22 protein-coding genes and 6 pseudogenes are annotated in these 25,419 nt (G+C 72.2%); 15 read left to right on the top strand and 13 right to left on the bottom strand.

Features of this window, described 5'->3' with window-relative positions; translation table 11 throughout:
- Positions 1–18 precede the first annotated feature (18 nt).
- Together JGS22_RS21905 and JGS22_RS21900 are read left to right on the top strand one after the other, a co-directional pair.
- Positions 19–105: pseudogene (locus JGS22_RS21905) on the top strand (uracil-DNA glycosylase); the annotation flags it as partial.
- Between the two features lie 63 nt (positions 106–168).
- A pseudogene (locus tag JGS22_RS21900) lies at positions 169–321 on the top strand (uracil-DNA glycosylase); the annotation flags it as partial.
- Positions 322–366: 45 nt separating this feature from the next.
- Here the strand turns inward: JGS22_RS21900 and JGS22_RS26515 are convergent.
- The 5 genes and pseudogenes from JGS22_RS26515 to JGS22_RS21890 all read right to left on the bottom strand — a co-directional run.
- Positions 367–498: pseudogene (locus JGS22_RS26515) on the bottom strand (exo-alpha-sialidase); the annotation flags it as partial.
- Positions 484–555, bottom strand: a pseudogene (locus tag JGS22_RS27450) (uracil-DNA glycosylase); the annotation flags it as partial. The pseudogenes JGS22_RS27450 and JGS22_RS26515, both read right to left, overlap by 15 nt.
- Before the next feature lie 82 nt (positions 556–637).
- A pseudogene (locus JGS22_RS27565) lies at positions 638–769 on the bottom strand (exo-alpha-sialidase); the annotation flags it as partial.
- A pseudogene (locus JGS22_RS21895) lies at positions 762–1,805 on the bottom strand (WD40/YVTN/BNR-like repeat-containing protein); the annotation flags it as partial. The pseudogenes JGS22_RS27565 and JGS22_RS21895, both read right to left, overlap by 8 nt.
- 287 nt (positions 1,806–2,092) lie before the next feature.
- Positions 2,093–2,758, bottom strand: coding sequence for a DUF305 domain-containing protein (locus JGS22_RS21890; RefSeq protein WP_211039186.1), 666 nt, complete (start codon positions 2,756–2,758; stop codon positions 2,093–2,095).
- Positions 2,759–2,941: 183 nt separating this feature from the next.
- Between JGS22_RS21890 and JGS22_RS21885 the strand changes: the two genes are divergently transcribed.
- Positions 2,942–4,426 carry an LVIVD repeat-containing protein gene (locus JGS22_RS21885; RefSeq protein ID WP_211039185.1) on the top strand — a complete coding sequence of 495 codons (1,485 nt, stop codon included), beginning with the start codon at positions 2,942–2,944 and terminating at the stop codon, positions 4,424–4,426.
- A gap of 3 nt (positions 4,427–4,429) precedes the next feature.
- Here the strand turns inward: JGS22_RS21885 and JGS22_RS21880 are convergent, their stop codons facing one another.
- The 4 genes from JGS22_RS21880 to JGS22_RS21865 form a co-directional block, all read right to left on the bottom strand.
- Complete coding sequence (locus JGS22_RS21880; RefSeq protein ID WP_211039184.1) at positions 4,430–5,089, bottom strand: TetR/AcrR family transcriptional regulator; 660 nt, start codon at positions 5,087–5,089, stop codon at positions 4,430–4,432.
- Positions 5,090–5,509: 420 nt separating this feature from the next.
- Positions 5,510–6,451 (bottom strand): M56 family metallopeptidase, encoded by a 942-nt coding sequence (locus tag JGS22_RS21875; RefSeq protein WP_211039183.1) that lies wholly within the window; start codon positions 6,449–6,451, stop codon positions 5,510–5,512.
- Between the two features lie 173 nt (positions 6,452–6,624).
- On the bottom strand, positions 6,625–7,296 hold the full coding sequence (locus JGS22_RS21870) for a DUF5134 domain-containing protein (RefSeq protein ID WP_211039182.1): 672 nt from the start codon (positions 7,294–7,296) through the stop codon (positions 6,625–6,627).
- 178 nt (positions 7,297–7,474) lie between these two features.
- The gene (locus JGS22_RS21865) at positions 7,475–7,876 is read right to left on the bottom strand and encodes a VOC family protein (RefSeq protein ID WP_211039181.1); all 402 of its coding nucleotides are present in this window, start codon (positions 7,874–7,876) and stop codon (positions 7,475–7,477) included.
- 42 nt (positions 7,877–7,918) lie between these two features.
- Between JGS22_RS21865 and JGS22_RS21860 the strand changes: the two genes are divergently transcribed.
- Positions 7,919–8,485, top strand: a complete 567-nt coding sequence (locus JGS22_RS21860; RefSeq protein ID WP_211039180.1) for a GNAT family N-acetyltransferase — start codon at positions 7,919–7,921, stop codon at positions 8,483–8,485.
- On the opposite strand, the gene JGS22_RS21855 is transcribed toward JGS22_RS21860, so the two are convergent.
- A complete protein-coding gene (locus JGS22_RS21855) occupies positions 8,457–9,140 on the bottom strand; it encodes a glycerophosphodiester phosphodiesterase (protein WP_211039179.1) in 684 nt (227 codons plus the stop codon). The two genes, JGS22_RS21860 and JGS22_RS21855, sit on opposite strands and share 29 nt — an antisense overlap.
- Before the next feature lie 329 nt (positions 9,141–9,469).
- Between JGS22_RS21855 and JGS22_RS21850 the strand changes: the two genes are divergently transcribed.
- From JGS22_RS21850 to JGS22_RS21840, 3 genes are read left to right on the top strand one after another with little or no spacing between them, the layout of a single operon-like run.
- A complete protein-coding gene (locus JGS22_RS21850) occupies positions 9,470–10,888 on the top strand; it encodes a DUF6421 family protein (protein ID WP_211039178.1) in 1,419 nt (472 codons plus the stop codon).
- A gap of 55 nt (positions 10,889–10,943) precedes the next feature.
- A complete protein-coding gene (locus JGS22_RS21845) occupies positions 10,944–11,708 on the top strand; it encodes an SDR family NAD(P)-dependent oxidoreductase (RefSeq protein WP_211039177.1) in 765 nt (254 codons plus the stop codon).
- Positions 11,705–12,766, top strand: a complete 1,062-nt coding sequence (locus JGS22_RS21840) for a threonine aldolase family protein (protein ID WP_211039176.1) — start codon at positions 11,705–11,707, stop codon at positions 12,764–12,766. Before JGS22_RS21845 ends, JGS22_RS21840 begins: the two co-directional genes overlap by 4 nt.
- Before the next feature lie 209 nt (positions 12,767–12,975).
- On the opposite strand, the gene JGS22_RS21835 is transcribed toward JGS22_RS21840, so the two are convergent.
- Positions 12,976–13,695: a lysophospholipid acyltransferase family protein gene (locus tag JGS22_RS21835; RefSeq protein WP_211039175.1), complete on the bottom strand. Its 720-nt coding sequence runs from the start codon at positions 13,693–13,695 to the stop codon at positions 12,976–12,978.
- A gap of 355 nt (positions 13,696–14,050) precedes the next feature.
- Between JGS22_RS21835 and JGS22_RS21830 the strand changes: the two genes are divergently transcribed.
- The 5 genes from JGS22_RS21830 (at position 14,051) to JGS22_RS21810 (ending at position 18,867) form a co-directional block, all read left to right on the top strand.
- On the top strand, positions 14,051–14,380 hold the full coding sequence (locus tag JGS22_RS21830) for a TlpA family protein disulfide reductase (protein WP_211039174.1): 330 nt from the start codon (positions 14,051–14,053) through the stop codon (positions 14,378–14,380).
- A 357-nt stretch (positions 14,381–14,737) separates the two neighbouring features.
- Positions 14,738–15,202 (top strand): flavin reductase family protein, encoded by a 465-nt coding sequence (locus JGS22_RS21825; RefSeq protein WP_236074269.1) that lies wholly within the window; start codon positions 14,738–14,740, stop codon positions 15,200–15,202.
- A gap of 284 nt (positions 15,203–15,486) precedes the next feature.
- The gene (locus tag JGS22_RS21820) at positions 15,487–16,272 is read left to right on the top strand and encodes an electron transfer flavoprotein subunit beta/FixA family protein (protein ID WP_211039173.1); all 786 of its coding nucleotides are present in this window, start codon (positions 15,487–15,489) and stop codon (positions 16,270–16,272) included.
- Positions 16,273–16,332: 60 nt separating this feature from the next.
- Complete coding sequence (locus JGS22_RS21815) at positions 16,333–17,295, top strand: electron transfer flavoprotein subunit alpha/FixB family protein (protein ID WP_211039172.1); 963 nt, start codon at positions 16,333–16,335, stop codon at positions 17,293–17,295.
- A 267-nt stretch (positions 17,296–17,562) separates the two neighbouring features.
- The gene (locus tag JGS22_RS21810) at positions 17,563–18,867 is read left to right on the top strand and encodes a DUF6986 family protein (protein WP_211039171.1); all 1,305 of its coding nucleotides are present in this window, start codon (positions 17,563–17,565) and stop codon (positions 18,865–18,867) included.
- 148 nt (positions 18,868–19,015) lie between these two features.
- On the opposite strand, the gene JGS22_RS21805 is transcribed toward JGS22_RS21810, so the two are convergent.
- Positions 19,016–20,002, bottom strand: coding sequence for a LacI family DNA-binding transcriptional regulator (locus tag JGS22_RS21805; protein ID WP_211039191.1), 987 nt, complete (start codon positions 20,000–20,002; stop codon positions 19,016–19,018).
- Between the two features lie 159 nt (positions 20,003–20,161).
- Between JGS22_RS21805 and JGS22_RS21800 the strand changes: the two genes are divergently transcribed.
- Both JGS22_RS21800 and JGS22_RS21795 read left to right on the top strand, forming a co-directional pair.
- Complete coding sequence (locus JGS22_RS21800) at positions 20,162–21,103, top strand: ROK family protein (protein WP_211039170.1); 942 nt, start codon at positions 20,162–20,164, stop codon at positions 21,101–21,103.
- Between the two features lie 115 nt (positions 21,104–21,218).
- Positions 21,219–22,259: an NUDIX domain-containing protein gene (locus JGS22_RS21795; protein WP_211039169.1), complete on the top strand. Its 1,041-nt coding sequence runs from the start codon at positions 21,219–21,221 to the stop codon at positions 22,257–22,259.
- A gap of 179 nt (positions 22,260–22,438) precedes the next feature.
- Here the strand turns inward: JGS22_RS21795 and JGS22_RS21790 are convergent, their stop codons facing one another.
- Entirely contained in the window at positions 22,439–23,809 is a 1,371-nt protein-coding gene (locus JGS22_RS21790) for a dipeptidase (RefSeq protein ID WP_211039168.1), read from the bottom strand.
- A 189-nt stretch (positions 23,810–23,998) separates the two neighbouring features.
- On the opposite strand from JGS22_RS21790, the gene JGS22_RS21785 reads away from it, so the two are divergent.
- The gene (locus JGS22_RS21785) at positions 23,999–25,405 is read left to right on the top strand and encodes a geranylgeranyl reductase family protein (protein ID WP_372454334.1); all 1,407 of its coding nucleotides are present in this window, start codon (positions 23,999–24,001) and stop codon (positions 25,403–25,405) included.
- The last annotated feature ends 14 nt before the right edge of the window (positions 25,406–25,419 follow it).

Genomic DNA, 25,419 nt, shown 5'->3' with positions numbered 1-25,419 from the left:
CACTTCGGGCCCGTTCTGCGGGACGCACGCAATCTCCGGCCGCTGCTGGGCGGTGTTCCGTGCGTGGAGTCCGCCCACCCCTCCCCGATGTCCGCGGACATCGGGGAGGGGTGGGCGGATCAGGAACCTGCGGGCTCGTACACGCAGAACGTCCGCCGACTCGCCCCGCCCGCGGGCGAGCACGTACTGCGCGCGTTCCAGCAGCCCTTCCAGGATGTCCGGGTCCTGATCGTCGGCCAGGACCCGTACCCCACCCCGGGGCACGCGGTCGGGCTGTCGTTCGCGGTGGCGCCGGAGGTGAGACCGCTGCCCGGGAGCCTGGCGGCGGCGGGCTCGGGCTGCACACCGTGCTTCCCGATCCGCGCGACCCCCGTCGTCGCTGCGGAAGAAGCCCCAGTGGTTCTGCAGGTAGAGGCGGTCGGGATCGACCGCGTCTCGCGCGACCTTGTGCACGCACTGGCCGAACTCCGGTGCCGGGCCGGGCAGATCGCCGCTGGAGGGCCTGGGCGTGCCCAGGTCCGTGTGCATCTCGCGGAAGATGTTCTCCAGGCTCCCACTGGGGGCGGTGAGGATGGTCCCACAGCGGCCGGAGATTGCGTGCGTCCCGCAGAACGGGCCCGAAGTGCGGCTCGTGGGGCAGCCCGGACTCCAGCGGGGACCAGCTGCGGCCGGCGTCCTCGGTGCGGTATACGCCGCCGGTGGAGATCGCGACCAGCAGCGAACGGGGGTCGCGCGGATCGGGAAGCACGGTGTGCAGCCCGAGCCCGCCGCCGCCAGCTGTCGCCGTCGTCGGTGGCGACGTAGAGCTCGCCGTTGCGGTTGCCGAAGTAGACGCCGGCGGGGTCGTGGTCGTCGGTGCACAGGGCGTCCCGCAGAACGGGCCCGAAGTGCGGCTCGTGGGGCAGCCCGGACTCCAGCGGGGACCAGCTGCGGCCGGCGTCCTCGGTGCGGTACACACGGCAGCGCCGCTCGGCCGGGACGCGGTCGGAGTCGGCATTGAGCGGGAAGGCGTACGCGGTGTCCGCCCGGTGCGGGTGGGCGGCGACAGGGAAGCCGAAGGTGGAGGGCAGACCCGACTCGATGGCGGCCCAGTGCCGACCCCCGTCGTCGCTGCGGAAGAAGCCCCAGTGGTTCTGCAGGTAGAGGCGGTCGGGATCGACCGCGTCTCGCGCGACCTTGTGCACGCACTGGCCGAACTCCGGTGCCGGGCCGGGCAGAAACACCGTGGAGACACCGGAGTTGGACGCGGTCCAGCTCTCGCCGCCGTCCTCGGTGCGGTATACGCCGCCGGTGGAGATCGCGACCAGCAGCGAACGGGGGTCGCGCGGATCGGGAAGCACGGTGTGCAGCCCGAGCCCGCCGCCGCCAGGCTCCCACTGGGGGCGGTGAGGATGGTCCCACAGCGGCCGGACCAGGCTGAACGACTCGCCCCGGTCCGTCGATCGGTAGAGCGCCGCGGGCTCGGTGCCGGCGTAGACGACGTCGGGCTCCGAGTCGCCTGCCGGCCGCAGCTGCCACACCCGCTCCAGCGAGGCACCGGTGTCCTCGGGGAAGGAGATCGCGGGCTTCGCGGGCTCGTGCCAGGTGGCGCCGAGGTCGTCGGAGTGGAAGACCGAGGGCCCCCAGTGCGCGCTGTCCCCGCCGACCAGCAGCCTGGGGCCCGGCGCACGGGTGTCGATGGCCAGGGCGTACACCGCCTGGTCGACGAAGTGCGGCCCGCCGGCCGGGCTCCAACTCCCGTCGGCCGCGCGAGAGAAGAGAAAGAGTCCTTTGCGTGTGCCCACGGCGAGGAGTACCTGCGACATGCTGCCCAACCCTTCGGGACGTCCTTGTCCCTGTCCGGCCCTGCGGTCTGAGGTCAGGCACCGCGCAACGGCCCGGAAGACCCCACTGCGGCACCTGCTCCGCAGTCTGCACCCGGCCACTGACAATCGCCGCCCGGCGCTGCCTTCCTGCAGGTGGGGAAGGGGGTCGGGAGCCTGTCGCCCGGCTGCGGCACACAGCAGCACGGGCGACAGCGGGCGAGGGTGCGGCGAGGGTGGATGCGGGAGCGGGTGCGGCGGGGGTGGGCGCAGGGCGACCGGGAGCGGCGTCAGCGCAGGGAGCGCATCCGGCCGATCTCCGCCTTCTGCTGGGCGGCGATCTCGGTGGCGAGCTCCGAGGTGGTGATGTCGTTGCCCTCGCTCAGGACGTCCAGGGCCATGGTCACGGCGCCCTCGTGGTGGGTGCTCATGAGCGTGAGGAACAGCGCGTCGAACTTCTCACCGCGGGCCTCCTGCAACTCCCCGAGCTGCTTGGCGTTCGCCATGCCGGGCATCGTGGAGTGGTCGTGATCCTCCGCGGAACCGGACGGGTCGTTTGCTGCGTTCCGTTTCAACCAGGCGCGCATGAAGGTGATCTCGGGCCCCTGGGCCGTCCTGATCCGGTCCGCGAGCCTGCCCACCCGCTTGTCCTCCGCGTGCTTCTCGGCGAGCTCGGACATGTCCAGCGCCTGCTGGTGGTGGACGATCATCATGGTGTGGAAGGTGATGTCGGCCCGGTTCGGCCGGTTCTGCCTGCGGTGCGCCGCCTTCGCCTCGTCGGGGGAGACGGTCGTCGCCTCCTCGCCAGGCCTGCCCGGAGCGATCACCTCGGGCCCGGCGCTGTCGTCGGAGTCCGAGTCCGAGCCCGAGCAGCCCGCGGCGCCGGTCAGCAGAACGAGCGCCAGGAGCGCGGAGACCGTACGCGCGGTACGCCGGGTGGGGTGACGACGCGTCACGAGATCCTCCTGTGGCGAGGGGTGCAAGTCGTCTGTTCCTAGCACGTGGTTGACCGACGCTGAGACCGGTGTGGATGACAACCTTGTTTCGTTCTATTGGAATGTACATGAGAAGCGGGATACTGCCGGGGTCCCCGGCGGGCCCAAGTCCGGGCCGGTCAGGGCCGATCCAAGGAGGAAGCTTTGACCTCGTTGCACACATCCCGCGTGCGGCGCAGACGCCTGGGAGCGGCCGCGGCCGCGGTGGGCGTGCTCGCCGCGCTGCTGACCGCACAACCGGCGGTCGCCACGCCCGACCCGGGTGACACCCCGCGGGTGGCCGAGGACGTGTCCAGGGCCGAGCAGGCGGAAGTCGAGAAGTCCATCAAGTCCGGTGAGATACCCGGATCGGGCGAGATCGACATGAGCAAGAACATGCGCCACCTGTCGAACACGCCCAAGGGCGCCATCCTCGGGACCAACAGCGACCTGGCCTTCCAGGGCAAGTACGCCTTCGCGGGCAACTACGACGGCTTCGTCATCTACGACATCAGCCGGCCCAAGTCCCCGAAGATCGTCAGCCAGGTGCTCTGCCCCGGTTCACAGAACGACATCTCCGTCACCGGCGACCTGCTGATCCTCTCCGTCGACTCCTCGCGCAGTGACGACACCTGCCACAGCGCCTCCGGTCCGCCGGACGAGAAGGACTCCTGGGAGGGCGTGCGGGTCTTCGACATCAGCGACAAGACCAAGCCCCGCTACGTCTCCGCGGTGGAAACGGCGTGCGGTTCCCACACGCACACCCTGGTGCCGGACCGCAAGAACGTCTACGTGTACGTCTCCTCGTACTTCCCGGACGAGTCCTTCCCCGACTGCCAGCCCCCGCACGACGGAATCTCGATCGTGAAGGTGCCGAAGAAGTCCCCGCAGAAGGCCGAACTCGTGCGTTTCGAGGGCCTGTTCCCCGACGGCGGCTTCCCCGGGAACCCGGACCGGCCCGAGAAGGTCGAGACGACCGGCTGCCACGACATCACCTCGTATCCGAAGTTCAAGATCGCGGCGGGCGCCTGCATGGGTGACGGCATCGTGATGGACATCAGCAGGCCGGACCGGCCCAAGGTGGTCGAACGCGTCCGTGACGAGGAGAACTTCGCCTTCTGGCACTCCGCCACCTTCAGCAACGACGGCCGCAAGGTCGTCTTCACCGACGAGCTCGGTGGTGGCGGCGGCGCCATGTGCAACGAGGAGACCGGCAGCGAGAAGGGTGCCAACGGGATCTACCACCTGAAGGGCAAGGGCAAGAAGACCGAGCTCTCCTTCCAGAACTACTTCAAGATCTCGCGCCACCAGGCGGACACCGAGAACTGCGTCTCGCACAACGGCTCGCTGATCCCGGTCGAGGGCCGCGACATCATGGTGCAGTCCTGGTACCAGGGCGGGGTGTCGGTCTGGGACTTCACCGACTCCAACAAGCCCGAGGAGATCGGCTGGTTCGAGCGCGGACCGGAGTCCACCACCGGTCTCACCTTCGGCGGTAGCTGGAGTGCATATTGGTACAACGGTCACATCTACAGCAACGATCAGAACGGCTTCGACGTCCTGGAGCTGAAGGACCGGCGCACCGACGGTGCCAAGAAGGTCAGGCTGGACGAGTTCAACGCCCAGACCCAGCCGCACATCCGCCACTGACGCTCAGTCGCCGGCGGATCCACCCGGCTTCCGGGTGACCGGTTCCGCCGGGCGGGTCGTCCCGCCCGGCGGAACGCCCAACTGCCACTCCAGGCCGTACCGGTCGAAGAGCTCCGCGCGCAGCCGCGACAGCGGCATCGGGGCGCCCGGCAGCAGTACGGCGACCATCGCGCCCATCAACAGCGCCCGCAGCAGCGGGTAGTCGGCGTCCGGATCGTCGGATCCGTAGTCCACCATCGCCCGCCGCAGCAGCTCGGCCAGGCGCTGCTGCTCCTCGCACCGCACGAAGCCCTCCTGCTGGAGGATCCCGGCCATGTGCGTGCGCATCAGCAGCGGGTGGTCCTCGGCGAGGCCGAGGATCGCGTCGATCGCCCGGGCGAGCTGGTCCTGACCCGCGTCGGCGCCCGGGGTCAGCGCCGCGGCGCCCAGTGCCCGTTCCAGCCTGAGGTGCATCAGCCGATGGACCGCGGACTGGAGCAGCTGGCGCTTCCCGGGGAAGTAGTAGGAGACCAGCCCCCTCGCCGTACCGGCACGATCGGCGATGCTGCCCAAAGTAGTTGCTTCGTAACCCCGCTCGTCGACCAGCTCGATTGTCGCCTGGAGGAGGCGTTCTCGGGATCGGCGGCGCAACTCCTCGTTGACCGCGGCGCTTCTAGGCGACATGCTGTAGCTCCTGCGTTGGCTGGCTCCCAGCCAATATACTCAGCAGGGCCTGCGGAGTTCCGCCCGGTGCGGACTTCGGGGGCAATGAGAACCGGTACGGGCGACGCGGGGGATCGCCCGTACCGGTTGTCGCAGAAGGGGGCGGCGTTGCGCCGCCCCCTTCAGTGCTGTCCACGGCAGAGCGGGCCCTGTGATTCACGTCACTTCCGTTCGGTGGGGCTCGGTGCGGGAGCGCGGACATCCGTCGGCTGCGAACGCAAGCTGTGTGAACGGAAGCCGTGTGAACGGAAGCCGTGCGAACGGCAGTCGGGGGACGGGCGGACCGCTGCCCGCCGGGCAGCGGGTGCGGAGCGCGCGGGTGCTGCGCCCGTGTCCGCGGCGCTCCGCGTACGCACCGCGCCGACTCGCCGCGGACGGCGGTCAGTTGAGCGCGTACAGCCCCGGGACGAAGGCGACCATTACCGGTACGACCGGCACCAGCGAGGCCACTGCCGTCATCCGCACCCGTCGCGACAGGCTCATCCGGTCGGCGGGTGCCAGCAGACGGTCCACCCGCTGGGGGACGCCCCCGTGTGGCAGCGGGCAGGGGCCGAAGACGCCGCGGTCCTCGTTCAGGCCGACCAGCGCCAGGGCCGTGGTCAGTCGTCCGTACCGTCGCGAGGCCACGTCGTCGGCGGCCAGCTCCACGAGCCGGTGCATCTGCACCCGGAACGCGCGGAACACCGGCACCTGCGGGAAAGCCGTGGCCAGCGCGGAGGAGGAGTGCAGCAACCAGTCGTGACGGGCGCGCACATGGCCCTCCTCGTGGGCGAGCACCGCGTCCAGCTGCCGTCCGCGCAGCCGTCGCAGGGCGGCGGAGGTCACCACAAGCCGCGGCGGACTGCCCGGCAGCCACCACGCTTCGGGACGCTCGCCCTCCAGTACGATCACGCGGCGTTCGGCATCCTCCTCCTCGCCCGGCAGCAGCGGAGCCCGCTCGCGCAGCTCCTCGCGGCGCCGACGCCGACGGCTGCGGGCGGCAAGCACCTCTCGGGTGAGCATCGCGGCCGTCCAGGCGCCGCCGCAGAACAGCAGCACCGCGAGAGCGGCGGCCCAGGTGTGTCCCTCGGCCGACAGCGCGTACGCCTCGATCACCTGCTGCGGGGCAGGCCCGAAGACATGGCCGCGCACGGCCTGCCACGCCTCGGCGGCGCTCAGGGCCATCGCGAGGACGCAGCACAGCAGCACCGCGGCAACCACGCACTGCCAGACCCACAGGGCGAGCACCGGTTCGCGGTCGGGCCAGACACTCCGGGCCAGCATCCGCGGCGCCATCGACGCGGTCAGTCCACCCAGGAGCAGCAGCGCCAGCGCGACCATCATGGCCCCAGCCTATGGCGCCCGCGCTCGTGGCAGGTACGACGGTGAACGTGAAGTGACGTACGACTCAGCCCGGTTCGGCTCTTCGGTGACGCCGAGGCGGCCGTCGGGACTCGGCGGTGCGGACCCTCGGCGCCCGGGCGGGGCGCGGGTGCGGAACCGGGTGGGGCGGCGGCTCAGAGCAGCAGCATCATCGCGGTCGCCAGGGCCAGGGCCGCCCGGCAGGCGTGCGCGGTCTCCGGGAGCGCCGCGAGGCCTGGTACAGGAGCGGGCGTCGCGGTCGGCGTCGCGGCGACCGCGTACGGGCCGGCGACCACGGGGGAGGCGGCCGCCGGGACAGCGTTTGCCGGGGCGACGACCGCCTGGGCGGCGGCCGGGGACGGGACGGTGGCCAGTGAGGCGGCGCGGCGCAGGGCGCAGACCAGGAAGTAGCAGGCGAGCAGTGCTGCCGGCAGGCCGACGCCGCCCCCGTGCGCGCCGCCGCCACTGTGCGCGGCATGGCCTCCGGGCCCGCCACCGGAACCGAGAGCACCCAGTGCCATCGCGGCCATCGCGCCGGCCTCGATCAGATGGTGGGGCAGATGCCGCCGGCCCGGGCCCGGGCCGTTACGGGCCCAGAGCAGGGCCGCGACGAGCCCGATGCCGACGAAGACCACGGCGAACACCGGTGCAGGCACCGGCGAACCGGGCACCGCCATCAGCGCCATCGAGAACCCCATCGCCGTCTCCAGCCACGCGCTCCGACGCTCCGGCCCGCCGGTCCTCCGCCGCGAGCGCGCCAGGCACACCGCGCCCGCCGTCGCGCACACCAGGACCAGCAGCCACCCCACCAACGGCGGTCCGTGCATCCCCACCTCCGTGACTGCGCACCCGTCACCCGCGACCTACCCGGGAGGCGGCGCCGTACGGGAGCGCAGGGGAGCACGCCCGCTCGCGCCGTGCGCGGGGGTGCGCGCTCCCGGACGGTCCCGCACGGCCCCGGCGTTCGCCGCCGTGCGCGGCCGACCGGCAGGGTGGCCGGTCCGCTCAGGGGGCGGGCCGGTAGCGCAGTGGATGGTCGGCGGGGATCTCCACGACGCACAGGCTCACCCCGTCCGGGGCCGCCACCCACATCTCGACCAGCCCCCACGGCTCGCGCACCGGCGGACGCGTGATCTGCGCGCCCCGCTCGCGAAGTTCGCGGTGGGCCGCCTCGACGTCGAGGACCTGGAGCCACAGGCGCAGGCCCGGGTTCAGGGGCTGCTCGGCGCGGCCGGAGAGTTCGAGGAAACCGCCGCCGAGGAAGTAGACCGTGCCGAGGTCCTCCGGGCCCGGCCCCGTCTCGAACTCGCGCTGGACCGCGAGGCCGAGGACGCGGCCGTAGAAGTCCCTGGCGGCTGCGGGATCGGTCGGACGCAGCAGTACGCGGCTGCTCAGTACGTGCACCATGCGGCCGACGATAGGGCCCGGCTCCGCGTTAGGCTCGCCGCCATGGAGATTTCCCTCGCTGCTGCGCTGAGCTTCCGGGCCGCGACCGCCGACGACGTACCCGCGCTGGTCGCGCTGGTGGAGTCGGCCTACCGGGGCGAGGCCAGCCGTGTCGGATGGACGACCGAGGCGGATCTGCTGGACGGCCGGCGCACCGACCACGAGGGTGTGGCCGATCTGGTCGACGCCCCGGACGGGCTGGTGCTGGTGGTCGAGCGGTCCGGCGGTACGGTCGCCTGCTGCCACCTGGAACGGCGCGAGTCCGGGGCGGGCCCCGCCGCCTACTTCGGGATGTTCGCCGTGCGTCCCGAGGCGCAGGCGGGGGGTGTCGGGCGGCAGGTGCTCGCGGAGGCCGAACGGCTCGCGGCGCACCGGTGGGGAGCGCGGGAGATGCGGATGACGGTCATCTCGGCGCGCGAGGACCTGATCGCCTGGTACGAGCGGCGCGGCTATCGCCGTACGGGCGAGCTGCAGCCCTTCCCGTACGGCGACGAGCGCTTCGGTCTGCCGCGGCGGCCCGACCTCTGCTTCGAGGTGCTGCTCAAACCGCTGGGCGCAGCGCCGCGCTGATCTCCGGCAGGTCGGTGACGACACCGTCCAGCTCCAACTCCCTTGCGCGGCCCAGGTCTTCGGCGGTGTTCACCGTCCAGCTGATGACCTTCAGCCCCGCCTCGCGGCACTCCCGGACGACGTCCGGTGTCAGGTGCCGCAGATCGCAGGAGACCATGTGCGCGCCCAGCTCCACCGCGCGTGCCGCGGCGGTCGGGGTGGAGCGTCCGGTGACCAGTACCAGCGGGATCTCCGGCAGCAGTGCGCGCGTTTCGCGCAGCGCCGCGGCGTGGAAGGAGATGACCGTGACCCGGTCGTGCAGCTCGCGTCGGGCGATCACCTCGGCGAGCACCCGGGCCGCGGCGACGTCCTTGATCTCCGCCTGCAGGGGCGAGCGGACCGTGTCGACGACCTCCTCGAAGACCGGCACCTGCTCGCCCGACCCGGCGTCCAGTCCGCGCAGTTCGGCGAGGGTGAGGTCACCGATGGCGCCGGTGCCGTCGGTCGTGCGGTCCACGGTGGTGTCGTGCATGACGACGAGCGCGCCGTCCTTGCTCAGGTGGAGGTCCAGCTCGATCGCGTCGAGACCGAGGCGGTCGGCGTGCCGGAAGGACCGGAGCGTGTTCTCCGGTTCGACACCCATCACGCCGCGGTGGCCGACAGTCAGTAGGGACACCAGCTGCTCGCTCTCTGCCTGCGCCGACTTCGTCCGACCACCCTAGATCCACGAGCGGGCCGGCAGGCGGCGGCCGGGCGGTGGGCGGCCGGAGCAGTGGTGAACAGTCCATGGCCGGCCCAAGAGCGGCCGGGCGGGCGGCTGTTCGGCGAATCGAAGATCCTGATGCGGACAAATGTGGGCGAACATAGCATCTAAGAAGTTCTTGACGGGAAAATGTTGCCTTGATCGCACCCAGAGCCGGAAGATTTACAGTCTTCGACCTTGAGTAGGGGAATGCTGACCGGTTAACGTAGCCACACGCGATTTTTTCCTGTGGAGGCACGCTCATGACGGAAACCCTCTCGTCACCCACCGCCGGCGGCGCCGTTCGTGCTGCCCACAGTGAGTCAACGATCGAGCCCGTGGTGTCCCACCCCGCGTGGAGCGAGCTCAAGGACGCGGTCGAGACGATTCGCCCCTGGCAGTCCGCCGACGGCTCGGTCGACCTCACCGCTCCCGACGCCCCCGCCGCCGAGCAGGTGCGCGCCCAGGTGGACCGGATGGCCACCGCGGTCGAGCAGCTCTCCCCACTGCTCCCGCACGGCAGGGAGTACCACCTGGCGCTCGTCGCCGACCTGCGCGGCTGGGTCGCGTCCGACTTCGCCGTACCCGACTTCCTGGACTCGCTGCTCGCCTTCCAGCCCGCCGCGGAACGCGTGGACGGCCGCCAGCACCTGGTCCTCTTCCCGATGTACACGCAGAACGGCAACCCCGACCGCAACTTCGAGGCCGTCGCCCTGCGGATGGTCTGGCCCCAGTGGCTCGCGGACCTCGAGCGCACCCGCTACGACAACCCGCTCTTCCTCGGCATCACCTTCGAGGACTTCACCAGCGGGTACGACACCAACTCCGCGGTGCTCTTCCCCGAGACCATCGCCGTGCGCGAGGCGCCGGAGCGCTTCTCCTGGGGCGGAATCTTCTGCGACCGCGAGGCCGCCCGCTTCTCCCGCGTCGTCGAGGCGGCCTGCGAGGTCACCAGCCTGGAGCTGCCCGAGAGCGCGAAGGGCCTGCTCACCGACCTCCCGCGCACCCAGCACGCCTTCGTGCTGTGGGACATGGTCCACGACCGCACCCACAGCCACGGCGACCTGCCGTTCGACCCGTTCATGATCAAGCAGCGCCAGCCGTTCTGGATGTACGGCCTGGAGGAGCTGCGCTGCGACCTCACCGCCTTCCACGAAGCCGTCAAGCTCGAGGAGGACGGCTACCCGCAGGGCCGGGACGTGCAGTACGCCGTCATCCTCGACCGGATCTTCCGCTTCCCGGTCACCGGCGAGCGCAACCGCAACTACGACGGTCTCGGCGGGCAGCTGCTCTTCGCCTACCTCCACCGTCACAACGCCCTGCGCTGGACCGACAACCGGCTCACCGTCGACTGGGAGCTGGCCCGGCAGGTCACCGTGCAGCTGCGCGAGGAGATCGAGACGCTCTACCGCCAGGGCATCGACCGTCCCAAGCTCGTGCACTGGCTGAAGGCCTACGAGCTGGTCTCCGGCTACCTCGCGCCGCACCCCGGCTCCACCTGGGCCAAGGGCGCGGAAGCCCTCGACCTCTCGCTCCCGCCGCGCAAGCTCGTCGACGAGGTGCACCCCGACGAGTTCCCGCTGAGCATGTTCTACGAGGCACTTGGGAAGAAGCTGCGCACTGTCATCGCGTCGACCAAGGGCATCACGGCGGAGCAGGCCCCCAGGGCCGCCGCGGCGTGAGGCGCCGGACACGGCACGAGAGACAACCAGGACGGTACGGGCAGTGGAGGCGAGCATGAGCACAGCGAGCGAGGGCAACAGCGGGGCGCTGGAAGGCGCCGTGGTGGCGGTGGCCGGAGCGGGCGGTCCCGCGGGACAGGCGCTGCTGCTGCGGCTCGCAGAGGCGGGCGCGGTCGTGGTGGCCTCGGACTCCGACCCCGAGCGGCTGGCGGTCGGGGTGGACGCGGCGCGCTTCGCCCACGGCGGCGCCACGGTCGTCGGCGACACCGTGGACCTGCTCAGTCCGGACGACACCCGGGCCTGGGCGCTCCGTACGGAGAAGGAGTTCGGCCGGATCGACGGACTGGTGCACCTGGTGGGCGGCTGGCGCGGGTCGCGGACCTTCGCCGAGACCGACCTCGGGGACTGGGGGGCGCTGGAGAGCCTGCTGATCCGCACCGTCCAGCACACCAGCCTCGCCTTCGAGGGCGCCCTGGACCGCAGCAGCAACGGCCGCTATCTGCTGATCAGCGCGGCCGGCGCCTCGAAACCCACCTCGGGCAACGCCGCGTACGCCGCCGCCAAGGCCGCCGCCGAGGCGTGGACGCTTGCGCTCGGCGACGCGTTCCGCAAGGCGGGGGGCGAGCAGGGGCCGCGGGCGGCGGCTGCGATCCTGGTGATCAAGGCGCTGGTCCACGACGCGATGCGGGCCGAACGCCCCAACGCAAAGTTCGCCGGCTTCACCGACGTCAAGGACCTGGCCGAGGCCATCGCCGGGACGTGGGAGAAGCCCACCGAGGAAGTGAACGGAAAACGCCTGTGGCTCACTCCCCAGCCGTGAGGACCGACGCCAAGCGGCGCCACGACCCCGCACTGCGCGGCTTCGCCAGCGACAACTACGCGGGGGCTCACCCTGAGGTCCTCGCCGCCCTCGCCCTGGCCAACGAGGGCCACCAGGTCGCGTACGGCGACGACGACTACACCGAACAGCTCCAGCAGCTGATGCGGCGCCACTTCGGTGGCAACGCGCAGACCTACCCGGTCTTCAACGGCACCGGCGCCAACGTCGTCGCGCTCCAGTCGGTCACGGACCGCTGGGGCGCGGTGATCGCCGCCGACAGCGCCCACATCCACGTCGACGAGTGCGGCGCCCCCGAACGCGTGGGCGGCCTCAAGCTGCTGACCGTGCCCACCGAGGACGGCAAGCTCACTCCCGAGCTGATCGACCGCGAGGCGTACGGCTGGGACGACGAGCACCGCGCGATGCCGCAGGTCGTCTCGATCACCCAGAACACCGAACTGGGCACCGTGTACACGCCGCAGGAGGTCCGTGCCATCTGCGAGCACGCCCACGAGCGGGGCATGCTCGTCCACCTCGACGGTGCACGGATATCCAATGCCGCAGCGGCGCTCGACGTGCCCATGCGCAGCTTCACCAACGTCGCAGGGGTGGACATCCTCTCCTTCGGCGGCACCAAGAACGGCGCCGTGTTCGGCGAGGCGGTCGTGGTGCTCAACCCGGACGCGGCCCGCGCCATGCGGCATCTGCGCAAGCTGTCGATGCAGCTGGCGTCGAAGATGCGATTCGTCTCCGTCCAGCTGGAGGCGCTGCTCGCCGGCGATCTGTGGCTGCGCAACGCCCGGCACGCCAACGCGATGGCGGCCCGGCTCGCCGAGGGCGTACGGCAGGTGCCCGGCGTGCGGATCCTCCACCCCGTGCAGGCCAACGCCGTCTTCGCCCGGCTCCCCAAGGAGGTCAGCGAGCGCCTGCAGAAGCGCTACCGCTTCTACTTCTGGGACGAGGCGGCCGGCGACGTGCGCTGGATGTGCGCCTTCGACACCACCGAGGAGGATGTGGACGGCTTCCTCGCCGCGCTCCGCGAGGAGATCGGCGCCTGAGCCCCACGGCCCCGCCCGTCGTCCGCTGATGCCTCAACCGCCCTCGGACGACGGGCGTTTCGGTGTCTGCCGCCGTCCCCGGCCGCCGCCCGCAGGCCCTGCCCGGCGCATCGAGGGCGGCGCGGGCGAGCCCCGACACGTCGACTGCCCGCCGGTTCACAGAGCCGGCGGGCAGTGCGGTCGAGGTGTCGGGCCCCGGGCCGGTGCGGTCAGGCCGCGGTGTGGCCGGGGGCGGGCGGTGCGCTGCCGCCGAGGTGGGCGGGCAGCCACCAGGTGTCGTCAGGGCCGCTGGGCTTGGCCGGGTACGCCTCCTGCGCAGTCTCCAGCAGCTCCTGCATGCGGTCCCGCATCAGGTCGGTCAGCGCGGCGGGGGACTCGTCGGCAGGGGCCGGGATCTGCTCGCCGACGCGGATGGTGATGGGGAAGTGGTTGCGCCCGAAGTCGCGCTTGCGTCCCTTGGTCCACAGCCGTTGGGTGCCCCACAGGGCGAGCGGCAGCACCGGCACTCCGGCTTCCTGGGCCATCCGCACCGCACCGGACTTGAACTGCTTGAGCGTGAACGACGGAGAGATGGTGGCCTCCGGGAAGACACCCACGATCTCGCCCGCCTTCAGCGAGCGCACCGCGTGCCGGTAGGAGTCCTGGCCCGCGGAACGGTCCACCGGGATGTGCTTCATCGCTCGCATCAGCGGTCCCGAAACCTTGTGTTTGAAGACCTGGTCCTTCGCCATGAAGCGGACCAGCCGCTTGGCCGGGCGCGCGGCGAGTCCGGCGAACACGAAGTCCAGGTAGCCGATGTGGTTGCTGACCAGGACGGCTCCGCCGCGGCGCGGAATGTGCTCGGTGCCCTGGATGTCGAAGCGCAGATCGAGGACCTTGAACAGGGTCCGGGAAGCGCCGACAACGGGGGGATACACAAGCTCTGCCATGCGGGGGGAACCCTTACGTGAGACTGCCTGGGGAACGTACTCCCGGCGCGGACATCCCGCTCAACTTACGCGACCGTAAGTTGATTCGGCTACCCCCGCCGGGCCGGGATCGGGGTCACTGGTGAGGCGGATGGTGCGGGTGTGGGTGAGCCGCGGCGGAGCCGGGCACGGGAATATCCAGGCGCCCGGCAGTGCTGCCGGGACACGGAACCGGAGGTCGGCAGGAGGCGCCGGGCTCGACAATGCGCGGCCCGCGCAGGAGGTGCGACCGCCGCCCTCGGGCAGGCCGGTGCTGCGGTGCTGCGGTGCGTTCGGAAGCGAGGCACCGGCTGAGGTGCGAACGAGGAGGAGTGCGGTGGGAGAGCCGTCGGGCGTCGAGCGGGTGGAGGCCGCCCTGATCGGGGTGGCGAGTCTGGGGGAGCGGGCGACTCTCCTGCAGTTCTCCACCGCGTTCTGCCAGCCCTGCCGCGGCACCCGCCGGGTGCTCGCCGAAGTCGCCGCGATGGTGTCCGGCGTGGCGCACGTGGAGATCGACGCGGAGGAACGCCTCGCGCTGGTGCGGCGGTTGGGCATCGTACGCACACCGACGGTGCTGGTGCTGAACGCCTCGGGAGAGGTGGTGCGGCGGGCCACCGGGATGCCGCGCCGCGCCGACGTCATCGCAGCGCTCGGCGAGACGGTGTGAGCCGGCGTTGCGGCGCCCCGGTGCCGGTACGCGCCCCGGTGCGATCGGAGTGGGTGCCGTGCTCGCGGGCGCAGGGCTCCGCCCGCGCTGCTCCGCCCGCGCGTCGGGGCCGGCGTCGGGGGCCGCGTCGGATTCCGTGTCCGCGGTCTGCCGTGTCCGTGGTCGTGTGCCGTGAGTGAGAGTGATCGCATCCGGGGAGGCTGTCTTGACGGGGTTGTCGACACATCGTCAACCTGGGGCGATGCAACTGGGAGCCGCGCGGTGAGCACACTGGAGACCCGTACGGCACCGCATGTGCCGCGATCGACCGCCGCGGAGGACGCCGCCGCCCTCGGCGGCGGGGAGCAGGCGTCACGACTGCTGCGCGCCGCCTTCCGCCGCTCGGCCGCCGGGGTCTGGGTGGTCACCGCCTCGGCTCCGGACGGCTCCCCGGTCGGTTTCACCGCCACCTCGTTGGCGTCGGTTGCCGCCGAGCCCGCGGTGGTCTCGTTCAACATCGGTTCGTCCTCCTCCAGTTGGCCGGTGCTCGCGTCGGCGGCGCAGGTGGCTGTGCACGTGGTGGGCGAGCACCAGGTGGAGCTGGCCGAGCGGTTCGCCCGGCGCGGGGCGGACCGGTTCGCCCCGCCGACCCGGTGGCACCGGGGTGTGACGGGGGTGCCGGTGCTGGAGGAAGTGCCCGCCTGGATGCTGTGCCGGATCGTGGCGCGGGTGCCGGCCGCGGATCACCGGGTGGTGCTGGCGGAGGTGCTGGAGGGCGACGCCTCGGGGCCGGGACGACCGCTGGTCCACCACGAACAGCGATTCGCCGCCCTGCGCGACTGACGCGCTCGCGCCGTGTTCGCGAGCCGGCGGTCGGTGGCTGCTGGTGGCCGGAGCGGAAGGCCGTGCGCGACAGCTGAGCGCCACTGCGCGTGCCCGCGTGAGCGGGCGGTGCACGACGTTGGCAACGTCACAGTCGTCTCAGCTTGCTAACTCTTCTCCGGAGCGGTGTACTGGCGAGTAACAATCTGCGCGGAGCGTCGGTCCGACCCGACCGGAGTCCGTGCCGACAGGCGCCTATGCTGCCTGCACAAGGCAGCCCGTAACGACGCAGTAGGAGAGCCGGCGTGAGCTTGAGGATCGTTGTCTGTGTGAAGTACGTGCCCGACGCCACTGGCGACCGGCACTTCGCCGAGGACCTGACCACGGACCGTGATGCCGTGGACGGTCTGCTGTCCGAGCTCGACGAGTACGCCGTCGAGCAGGCCCTGCAGATCTCCGACGAGGCCGACGACGCCGAGGTCACCGTGCTGACGGTCGGCCCCGAGGACGCCCGCGACGCGCTCCGCAAGGCTCTGTCCATGGGCGCCGACAAGGCCGTCCACGTCGACGACGAGGACCTGCACGGCACCGACGTCTTCGGCACCTCCAAGGTGCTGGCCGCCGCCATCGAGAAGACCGGCTACGACCTGGTCGTCTGCGGTATGGCCTCCACCGACGGCGTCATGGGCGTACTGCCCGCGGTGCTCGCCGAGCGCCTGGGCGTGCCTCAGGTCACCCTGCTCTCCGAGGTCTCCGTCGCCGACGGCAAGGTCACCGGCCGCCGGGACGGCGACGCCGCCACCGAGAACCTCGAGGCCGCGCTGCCGGCCGTCGTCTCGGTCACCGACCAGTCCGGCGAGGCCCGTTACCCCTCCTTCAAGGGGATCATGGCGGCCAAGAAGAAGCCGGTCGAGGAGCTGGACCTGGACGACCTGGACCTGGACGGCGACGACTTCGGTCTGGAGGGTTCCTGGACCGCGGTCGACGAGGCCAACGCCCGTCCGCCGCGTACCGCGGGCACCGTGGTGAAGGACGAGGGCGAGGGCGGCAAGCAGCTCGCCGAGTACCTCGCGGGCCAGAAGTTCCTCTGAGCCCCGCCCCCTTCCTCCAGGCCCCCAAGCGCCGAACTTTCCTCCCGGGAGAAGATTTCCATGGCTGAAGTCCTTGTCTACGTCGACCACGTGGACGGTTCCGTCCGCAAGCCCACCCTCGAGCTGCTGACCCTCGCGCGCCGCCTCGGCGAGCCGGTCGCCGTGCACCTGGGCGCCGGCGTCGAGACCGCCGCCCCCGTCCTCGCCGAGTACGGCGCGGTGAAGGTGCTGGCCGCCGACGCCCCCGAGTTCAACGACTACCTGGTCGTGCCGAAGGTCGACGCGCTGAAGGCCGCCTTCGACGCGGTCTCGCCGTCCGCGGTGCTGCTGCCCTCCTCGGCGGAGGGCAAGGAGATCGGTGCGCGCCTGGCCGTGCGCATCGACTCCGGCCTCATCACCGACGCCATCGACCTCGAGGCCGGCGACGAGGGCCCGGTGGCCACCCAGTCGGTGTTCGCCGCCGCCTTCACCACCAAGTCCCGTGTCACCAACGGCACTCCGGTCATCACCGTGAAGCCGAACTCCACCGCCCCCGAGGCGGCCTCGGCCGCCGGCAGCGTGGAGCAGCTCTCGGTGAGCTTCGGCGAGCTGGCCACCGGCACCAGGGTCACCTCCCGCACGCCCCGTGAGTCCACCGGTCGTCCGGAGCTGACCGAGGCCGCGATCGTGGTCTCCGGTGGCCGCGGCGTCAACGGCGCGGAGAACTTCCACGTCATCGAGTCCCTCGCCGACTCGCTCGGTGCCGCCGTCGGCGCCTCGCGTGCCGCCGTGGATGCCGGTTGGTACCCGCACACCAGTCAGGTCGGCCAGACCGGCAAGACCGTCTCGCCGCAGCTGTACGTGGCGGCAGGCATCTCCGGCGCGATCCAGCACCGCGCCGGTATGCAGACCTCCAAGACCATCGTCGCGATCAACAAGGACTCCGAGGCGCCGATTTTCGACCTGGTCGACTACGGCGTCGTGGGCGACCTCTTCGAGGTCGTCCCGCAGCTGACCGAAGAGGTCAAGACCCGCAAGGGCTGAGCCACTTCGCGCGGCGCGAGCCGAAGCGTCCCGCCAGGGGCGGCGTCACCGGACCTGTCCGGCGGCGCCGCCCCTGGCGTCGTTCCCGGCTCTGCCCCTGCCTCTTTCGCCGTGCCCCTGCTGATCCCGCCGCCCCCGGGAGCCGCCGGTCTCCGTACGGGTTCGGCGACGTCCCGCCGGGTGGAGGGCTGTTGACTCACCCCGCGCGCGGGGGCTAGCTTCCCCGTGACGACTTCAACGTTTTGTTGATTTTCCAGGGGAGTGCCGATGACGCAGGCCAGTACGGTCGCCACCACCTTCGCCAGTTCGGTGAGCCGGGAGGTCGGCGCCGCGCTGGCGGCCGTCGACGCGGAGTTGGAGCGCCGCTACCCGGGCGACCCCGGCACCCGTCAGCCGGTGCACACCGTCTACGTCCCCGGTGACGTCTTCGGTGCCGACACGGTGCGCACCTGGGGCCGGGAGGCGCTCGCGCTGCTGGACCGGCACGCGCCCGACGCGGCGAGCCTGGCCGGGGTCCTGGACCTCGACGAGGTCCTGGCCGGCGCTGTGCACGACCGGGTCCGCGACAAGCTCGTCCGCGAACCGATCGAGGACCTGCGCATCGACTTCGAAGACGGCTACGGCAACCGTCCCGACTCCGAGGAGGATGCCGACGCCGCCCGTGCCGCCGCGCTGGTGGCGGAGTGGGCCGAGCGCGGGGGAGCCGAGTGTGCCCCGTACGTCGGTATCCGGCTCAAGTGTCTGGAGGCCGAGGTCCGCGACCGAGGCATCCGCACTCTGGACGTCTTCCTCACCGCGCTGCTCAACGGCGGCGGCCTGCCCCCGGGCCTGGTCCTGACGCTGCCCAAGGTCACCTACGCCGAGCAGGTCGCAGCGATGGCGCGCCTGTGCGAGCAGTTCGAGCAGGCCCACCGGCTGCCCGCCGGCCGGATCGGCTTCGAGATCCAGATCGAGACCAGCCAGTCCATCCTGGGCGGCGACGGCCGGGCGACCGTGGCCCGCATGATCGAGGCGGCGGACGGGCGTGCCACCGGCCTGCACTACGGCACCTTCGACTACAGCGCCTGCTGCGGTGTCAGCGCCGCTCACCAGTCCATGGACCATCCGGCCGCCGACCACGCCAAGGCCGTGATGCAGGTCGCCGCGGCCGGGACCGGAGTACGGCTCTCCGACGGCTCGACCAACGTCCTGCCGGTCGGTTCGCGCGAGCAGGTCCAGGACGCCTGGCGGCTGCACCACCGCCTGGTGCGCCGCTCCCTGGCGCGCGCCTACTACCAGGGCTGGGACATGCATCCGGGGCATCTGCCGACCCGCTACGCGGCCGTCTACGCCTTCTACCGCGAGGGCTTCGAGTCGGCCGCCGACCGCATCGCCGCCTACGCGCAGCAGCGGACGGGCGGGGTGCTCGACGAGCCGGCGACGGCGAAGGCGCTCAGTGGCTTCCTGCTGCGCGGGCTGGACTGCGGCGCCCTCGGCGAGGACGAGGTGGGGGCGCTGACCGGTCTCTCCCGCGCGGACCTGGAGGGCTTCGCCGCCCCGCGGCGCGCGGCGCTGACTCTCGCCCACCCGTAGCCCCGCGGATCGGGACCGGTCGACGAGCGGCTCCGGGCCGAGGCGGCGGGTCCGGGGCCGGCGGTGAGTCCACGGCCGGCCCCTGCGGCCCGGAGCCGTCCCGGTGTACGGCCGCGGCTCCGCGGCCCGGTCTCCCGCACGGCTCGGGTCAGCTGTGCGGCGGCAGCTCTCCCGAGCCGCGCGGTATCAGGCCCGCGGGCAGCACCACCCGGCGCGGGGCGGCTGCGCCGCCGGCGAGACGGTTGAAGAGCAGCTCGGCGGCGGTGCGCCCGAGCAGCGCGGCATCCTGGGCGACGACGGTGAGCGGCGGGTCGAGCAGCTCGCCGAGCTCCAGATCGTCGAAGCCCACCAGCGCCGTCGGCCTGGGGTGGCCGGCGAGCAGGCGGGCGGCGGTGGCGGTGACCCGGTTGTTGCCGGTGAACAGAGCGGTGACGGGATCGGGTCCGGCGAGCATCGCGCGCAGAGCGTGCTCCACCCGCCCGGGGTCGGTGGTGCCCAGCGCCGTCCACTCCGCCCGCACCGGCAGGTCGGCCGCTGCCATCGCCTCGCGGTAGCCGCGCAGCCGCTCGGTGGTGGTGTGGATCTGCGGCTGGTCGCCGACGAAACCGATCCGCCGGTGCCCGTGGGCGATCAGATGGGCGGTGGCCTCCTTCGCCCCGGCGAGGTTGTCGGTGAGTACGGTGTCCGCGTCGAGGAGGCCGGCGGGCCGGTCCACGAAGACGGTCGCCACGCCGGCGGCGATCTCCGGTTCGAGGTAGCGGTGGTCGTCGCTGGCCGGGACGATCACCAGCCCGTCCACCCGCCGGGCGCACAGCGCGAGCGTCAACTCCTGCTCGCGCACCGGGTCCTCGTCGCTGGAGCCGGCGAGCAGCAGCGCGCCGTGGCCGCGTGCCGCCTCCTCCACCGCGCGGCTGAGCGGGCCGTAGAACGGGTCGGCGAGGTCCTCCAGCACCAGGCCGACCGTGGCCGTCCTGCCCTTGCGCAGGGTGCGGGCGCTGTCGTTGCGGCGGAAGCCGAGAGCGGTGATCGCCTCCCGCACCCGCTGCTCTGTGTCCGGCAGCACCCCCGGCTCGCCGTTGACGACCCGGGAGACCGTCTTCAGGCCGACCCCGGCGCGGTGGGCGACGTCCTTCATGGTGGGACGCCTGCCGTAGCGCGGCGAGGCGCCGGAGGTGGGGTCGTTGCGCTGTGTCACGGGGAGTTCCGTTCTGCCGGACGCGGACTGCCATGCCGAGCATACGAGTTGGTGATCACGGCTAGACAACGTTGTCTGCAAGAGGTGAACATACTCGCCATGACTACTGACCTGGTCGCGGCTCTGGACATCGGAGGCACCAAGATCGCCGGAGCGCTCGTCGACGAGCGCGGAACCGTCCACGCGCGGCAGCAGGTGCCGACCCCGCCCTCGGCGCCGGGAGAGACCGTGCTGGCGGCTGTGGCGGACGTACTGAGCCGGCTCGCCGAGGACGGCCGGTGGTCGCGGGTGGGCGCGCTGGGGATCGGCAGCGCCGGACCGGTGGACGCCGTCTCGGGGACGGTCGGACCGGTCAACATCCCGGGTTGGCGCGACTTCCCGCTCGTCGAGGGCGTACGGCAGGTGGTGGGCGGGCTCCCGGTCACCCTCGTCGGCGACGGGGTCGCGATGGTGGCCGCCGAGCACGCCGCGGGCGCCGCGGTGGGACGTCGCAACGCACTGGGCATGGTGGTCTCCACCGGTGTCGGTGGCGGGCTGGTGCTGGACGGCAGACCGCTGAGCGGACCCACCGGCAACTCCGGCCATATCGGCCACATCTGCGTGGAGTTGAGCGGAGACGAATGCCCCTGCGGCGGACGCGGCTGTGTCGAGACGATCGCCAGCGGACCCAGCATCGTGCGCCGAGCACTGGCCCGCGGCTGGCAGCCTGGTCCGGAGGAGGAGACCACGGCCGCGGCGGTCGCGCGGGCTGCCGGACGGGGCGACGAAGTGGCCGTGGAGGCGTTCGACCGCGCCGGACGTGCGCTGGGCGCTGCGGTGGCCGCCGCCGCGGCGCTGGTGGAGATCGAGGTCGCGGTGATCGGGGGTGGTGTGGCACAGGCCGGTGAGCTTCTCTTCGCGCCGCTGCGTGCCTCCCTGGACCTGTACGCCGGGCTCTCCTTCACCCATGGTGTGCAGGTGCTCCCCACTCGCATCGGTTCGGACGCGGGGCTGGTCGGCGCTGCTGCGGCCTGTCGCGCGGAGCTGCTCGAACTCCCCTGAGGTGCGCGGGGCGTGTGCCCCGGTGCCCCCGCGCTCCGGCGCATGCTCCCCTTGGACCGGCGCACATCCGTGGCAGTGTGTACCGGTCACTGAACGGGGCGAGAAAGGGGGAACGGTGATCATCTGGCTGAACGGGATCCACGGAGTCGGAACCTCCGCCGTCGCGGAGGAGCTGCGGCAGCTGGTGGCCGGCAGCGCGGTGTACGACCCGGAACCGGTCGACGCGGGGCTGCGTGAGCTGCTGCCCAAGGAGCGCCTGGCGAGAATCGAGGAGCTGGCTGAAGGGGTCCGCGAACTCCCGTCCTGGCGGCGGCTGTTCGTGGAGACCGCTGTCGCTCTGCTGGCCGAGGTTCCGGGCCCGCTGATAGCCCCCGTGTCACTGCCGCACCAGGAGCACCGCGACGAGATATTCGGTGCCCTGGCATCCCGGGGCGTGCCCGTACGACACTTTCTGCTGACCGCAGAGGAAACGATCCTTCGCAAACGGGTCGACCAACTCGCCCTGGTGGTGGGGGAGAAGGCCCGGAACACATACCAGCGGCAGTTGCCCGAATACCGTGCCGCCCACGACTGGCTGGAGCGGGACGCCTACCTCGTCGACACCACGCGCCGTACGCCGAGGACCAGCGCACGCACCGTCGCCGACGCGATGGCGCGCGGCGAGGGCGACTGCGCCATCGTGCAGACTCCGGAGCCGCGGGGCGAGACGGTCGCCGCCGGGGTGCTGCTCTTCGACGACGAGGACCGGGTGCTGCTTGTCGACCCGACCTACAAGCCCGGCTGGGAGTTCCCCGGGGGCGTGGTGGAGGCCGGCGAGGCTCCGGGCTGCGGAGGGGTGCGCGAGGTGGCCGAGGAGCTCGGGCTGCGGCTGGACCGGGCCCCCGATCTGCTCGTCGTCGACTGGGAGCGGCCCGTGCCACCGGCGGTCGGCGGCCTGCGGCTGCTCTTCGACGGCGGCCGGCTGGGCCCGGCGGAGATCGCCCGACTGAGCCTGCCTGGCGAGGAGTTGCGCGAGTGGCGCTTCGTCTCGGAGAGCGAGGCGGTGGCGTTGCTGCCCGGGCCGCGGAAGGAGCGGCTGAGTTGGGCGCTGCGCGCACGCGAGCTGGGCCGCCCGCTCTATCTGGAGTCCGGCGCCCCCACCGGCGGGCTCCCGTAGCCGCGTCCACGGTGGGGCGCCGGGCGCCGCCCGGGCTCGTGGTGCGAGCACGACCCGGGCGGGCCGGCGCGTCGGCGGCCGAGTGGTGCCGTCGGCACCGAGCGGCACCGCGGCACCGAGCGGCACCGAAGCGGCGCTGTCGGCGCGGAGCGGAGTGCGGCGAGAGGCCGGCGGCCGTGTCAGGCCCGGGCGGCCAGATGCTGGAGGAAGAGCGCTTCGGCGATCGACATCCGTTCCAACTCCTCCGGGCTGACGCTCTCGTTGACGGCGTGGATCTGCGCCTGCGGTTCGCTCAGGCCGGTCAGCAGGATCTCCGCCTCGGGGTAGAGCGCGGCGAGCGTGTTGCACAGCGGGATGGAGCCGCCCTGGCCGGCGACGGCCATCTCCACCCCGTCGTACGCCTCGCGCATCGCGGAGGCCATCGCGGTGTACGCCGGACTGCCGGTGTCGGCACGGAACGGCTGGCCCTGGCCCTGCTGTTCGATCTCCGCCCGCGCGCCCCAGGGCACATGCGCGCTCAGGTGGGCGGCGAGGCGTTCGGTCGCCTCGGTGGCGTCGAGCCCGGGCGGTACCCGCAGGCTCACCAGTGCCGCGGCCGAGGCCTGCACCGAGGGCGTGGCGCCGACGATCGGCGGGCAGTCGATGCCGAGGACGGTCACCGAGGGGCGGGCCCAGATGCGGTCGGCCACCGTGCCGCCGCCGACCAGCTCGACACCGTCCAGCACCTTCGCGTCCGCGCGGAACTGCTCCTCGTCGTACTGGAGTCCGTCCCAGACCGTGTCACGGGCGAGTCCGTCGACGGTGCTGGTGCCGTCCTCGGCGTGCAGCGAACCCAGGGTGCGGATCAGCGCGGCGAGCGCGTCCGGGGCGGCGCCGCCGAACTGGCCCGAGTGCAGATTGCCCGCGAGGGTGTCCACCTTCAGCCGCAGCACGGTCATTCCGCGCAGCACGCTGGTCACGGTGGGAAGTCCGGCGCGGAAGTTGCCCGAGTCGCCGATGACGATCGTGTCGGCCCTCAGTAGCTCGGGGTGCGCCTGCGCGTACTCCTCCAGACCGCTGGTGGCCTGCTCCTCGGAACCCTCGACGATGACCTTGACGGTGACCGGGACACCGCCGTTGGCGCGCAGCGCCCGCAGCGCGAGCAGATGCATGATCAGCCCGCCCTTGCAGTCGGCGGCGCCGCGCCCGTACCAGCGGCCGTCGCGTTCGGTGAGGGTGAACGGCGGGGAGAGCCAGGCCTCCTCGTCCAGCGGCGGCTGGACGTCGTAGTGCGCGTAGAGCAGTACGGTCGGCGCTCCGGCCGGCCCCGGCAGGAGGCCGTAGACGGACTGGGTGCCGTCCGGGGTCTCCAGCGTCTCGACCTCGGTGAAGCCCTCGGTGCGCAGTGCCTCGACGATCCAGGAGGCGGCGGCCTCGCACTCGCTCTTGGGGAACTGGGTCTCGTCGGCCACCGACGCGAACCCGACGAGCTCGGCGAGCTCGGTCCGTGCCTGCGGCAGCAGATCGGCGACGGTGCGCGCAAGCGCGGTGTGCGCCGTTTCGTGCGCCATGGAACGCTCCTGGAGGTGTGTGGCGTTGGGCCGGTGTGCGGGATCACCGCAGCTGCGGCCGGTCCGGCGACGGCTGCGGACCGGGTCGATCCTCCCACGGGACAGTTGTGCGACCCCGGGCCGTAGGATGCGGCACTGGGCCGTTCCGTGATCATGGGACGGCCGTGACGGCGGGAGCAAGTGGGGACTGTGAGCGGCGAGAACACCGAGAACGGCGAGGAGTTCGCGAACAGCGGCGGCGCCGGGAGCGCCGGCGGGGCCGGCGACGGCGCTGGGATGCGCGACGGCGAGGGGCCGACCGGCGCCGAACAACCGGAGGAATCCCGGGAGTCCGGGACCAGCGGGGGCCCCGAGCGGTCCCGGGACGCCGAGACCCGGGAGGACGCCGAGACCCCGGAGGACGCCGACGAGGAGCGGACGCCGGTGTGGGACGTGGTGGTGGTCGGCGCCGGCCCGGCCGGCGCGTCCGCCGCCTACGCCGCAGCGGTGGCGGGACGTCGGGTCCTCCTGCTGGAGAAGGCAGAGCTGCCGCGCTACAAGACCTGCGGCGGAGGCATCATCGGGCCCTCCAGGGACGCGCTGCCGCCCGGCTTCGAACTGCCCCTGCGCGACCGGATCAACGCCGTCACCTTCACCCTCGGCGGCCGGCTCACCCGTACCCGCAAGTCCAAGAACACGCTGTTCGGCCTGGTCAACAGGCCCGAGTTCGACCACGCGCTGGTGGCTGCGGCCGAGCGGGCCGGGGCCCGACTGCGCACCGGCGCCACGGTGTCGCGAGTGGAGCAGCACGGGCCGGCGGTGCCGGATCGCCGCACCGTCGCGGTGGTGCTCTCCGGTGGGGAGTCGGTGCTGGCCCACGCGGTGGTCGGCGCGGACGGCAGCGCGAGCCGTATCGGCGCGCACGTCGGAGTGCGGATGGACCAGGTGGATCTCGGCCTGGAGGTGGAGATCCCGGTGCCCCCCACCGTGGCCGAGGACTGGGCGGGCCGGGTGCTGCTGGACTGGGGGCCGCTGCCCGGTTCCTACGGCTGGGTGTTCCCCAAGGGCGACACGCTGACCGTCGGTGTGATCGCCGCTCGGGGCGAAGGCGCCCGCACCAAGCGGTACTTGGAGGACTTCGTCGGGCGCCTGGGACTCGCGGGTTTCGAGCCGAGCGTCTCCTCCGGCCACCTCACCCGCTGCCGGGCCGAGGACTCGCCGCTCAGCCGGGGCCGGGTGCTGGTGTGCGGGGACGCCGCGGGACTGCTGGAGCCCTGGACCAGGGAGGGAATCTCCTTCGCGCTGCGCTCGGGCCGGCTGGCCGGGGAGTGGGCGGTGCGCGTCGCGGAGTCGGGCGACGCCGTGGACAGCCGCCGCCAGGCGCTGGGCTACGCGCACGCGGTCCGCTCCGACCTCGGGGCGGAGATGAGCGTGGGCCGCAGGCTCCACCAGGTTTTCGCACGCCACCCGCGCGCGATGCACACCGCGCTGACCTCACTCCCGCCGGCCTGGCGCGCCTTCACCAGGGTGGTACGAGGCTCGACGACGTTCGCGGAGATCGTGCGCACACAGCCGCTGGCACGGCGCGCGCTGGAGGCGCTGGACCGCAGGGGCTGAGCGGCGCGCGGGCC

Source organism: Streptomyces tardus (genome assembly GCF_018101125.2).
GTDB lineage: Bacteria > Actinomycetota > Actinomycetes > Streptomycetales > Streptomycetaceae > Streptomyces > Streptomyces tardus.
Note: the sequence above shows the minus strand (reverse complement) of the source record. Positions and strands in the feature narration are given on the sequence as shown.

Coding starts and splice junctions, on each gene's coding strand:
- JGS22_RS21845 (WP_211039177.1), top strand. CDS start 10,944: ATGAGCACAGCGAGCGAGGGCAACAGCGGGGCGCTGGAAGGCGCCGTG.
- JGS22_RS21865 (WP_211039181.1), bottom strand. CDS start 7,876: ATGGTGCACGTACTGAGCAGCCGCGTACTGCTGCGTCCGACCGATCCC.
- JGS22_RS21860 (WP_211039180.1), top strand. CDS start 7,919: ATGGAGATTTCCCTCGCTGCTGCGCTGAGCTTCCGGGCCGCGACCGCC.
- JGS22_RS21815 (WP_211039172.1), top strand. CDS start 16,333: ATGGCTGAAGTCCTTGTCTACGTCGACCACGTGGACGGTTCCGTCCGC.
- JGS22_RS21790 (WP_211039168.1), bottom strand. CDS start 23,809: ATGGCGCACGAAACGGCGCACACCGCGCTTGCGCGCACCGTCGCCGAT.
- JGS22_RS21880 (WP_211039184.1), bottom strand. CDS start 5,089: ATGTCGCCTAGAAGCGCCGCGGTCAACGAGGAGTTGCGCCGCCGATCC.
- JGS22_RS21805 (WP_211039191.1), bottom strand. CDS start 20,002: ATGAAGGACGTCGCCCACCGCGCCGGGGTCGGCCTGAAGACGGTCTCC.
- JGS22_RS21850 (WP_211039178.1), top strand. CDS start 9,470: ATGACGGAAACCCTCTCGTCACCCACCGCCGGCGGCGCCGTTCGTGCT.
- JGS22_RS21875 (WP_211039183.1), bottom strand. CDS start 6,451: ATGATGGTCGCGCTGGCGCTGCTGCTCCTGGGTGGACTGACCGCGTCG.
- JGS22_RS21800 (WP_211039170.1), top strand. CDS start 20,162: ATGACTACTGACCTGGTCGCGGCTCTGGACATCGGAGGCACCAAGATC.
- JGS22_RS21870 (WP_211039182.1), bottom strand. CDS start 7,296: ATGCACGGACCGCCGTTGGTGGGGTGGCTGCTGGTCCTGGTGTGCGCG.
- JGS22_RS21810 (WP_211039171.1), top strand. CDS start 17,563: ATGACGCAGGCCAGTACGGTCGCCACCACCTTCGCCAGTTCGGTGAGC.
- JGS22_RS21835 (WP_211039175.1), bottom strand. CDS start 13,695: ATGGCAGAGCTTGTGTATCCCCCCGTTGTCGGCGCTTCCCGGACCCTG.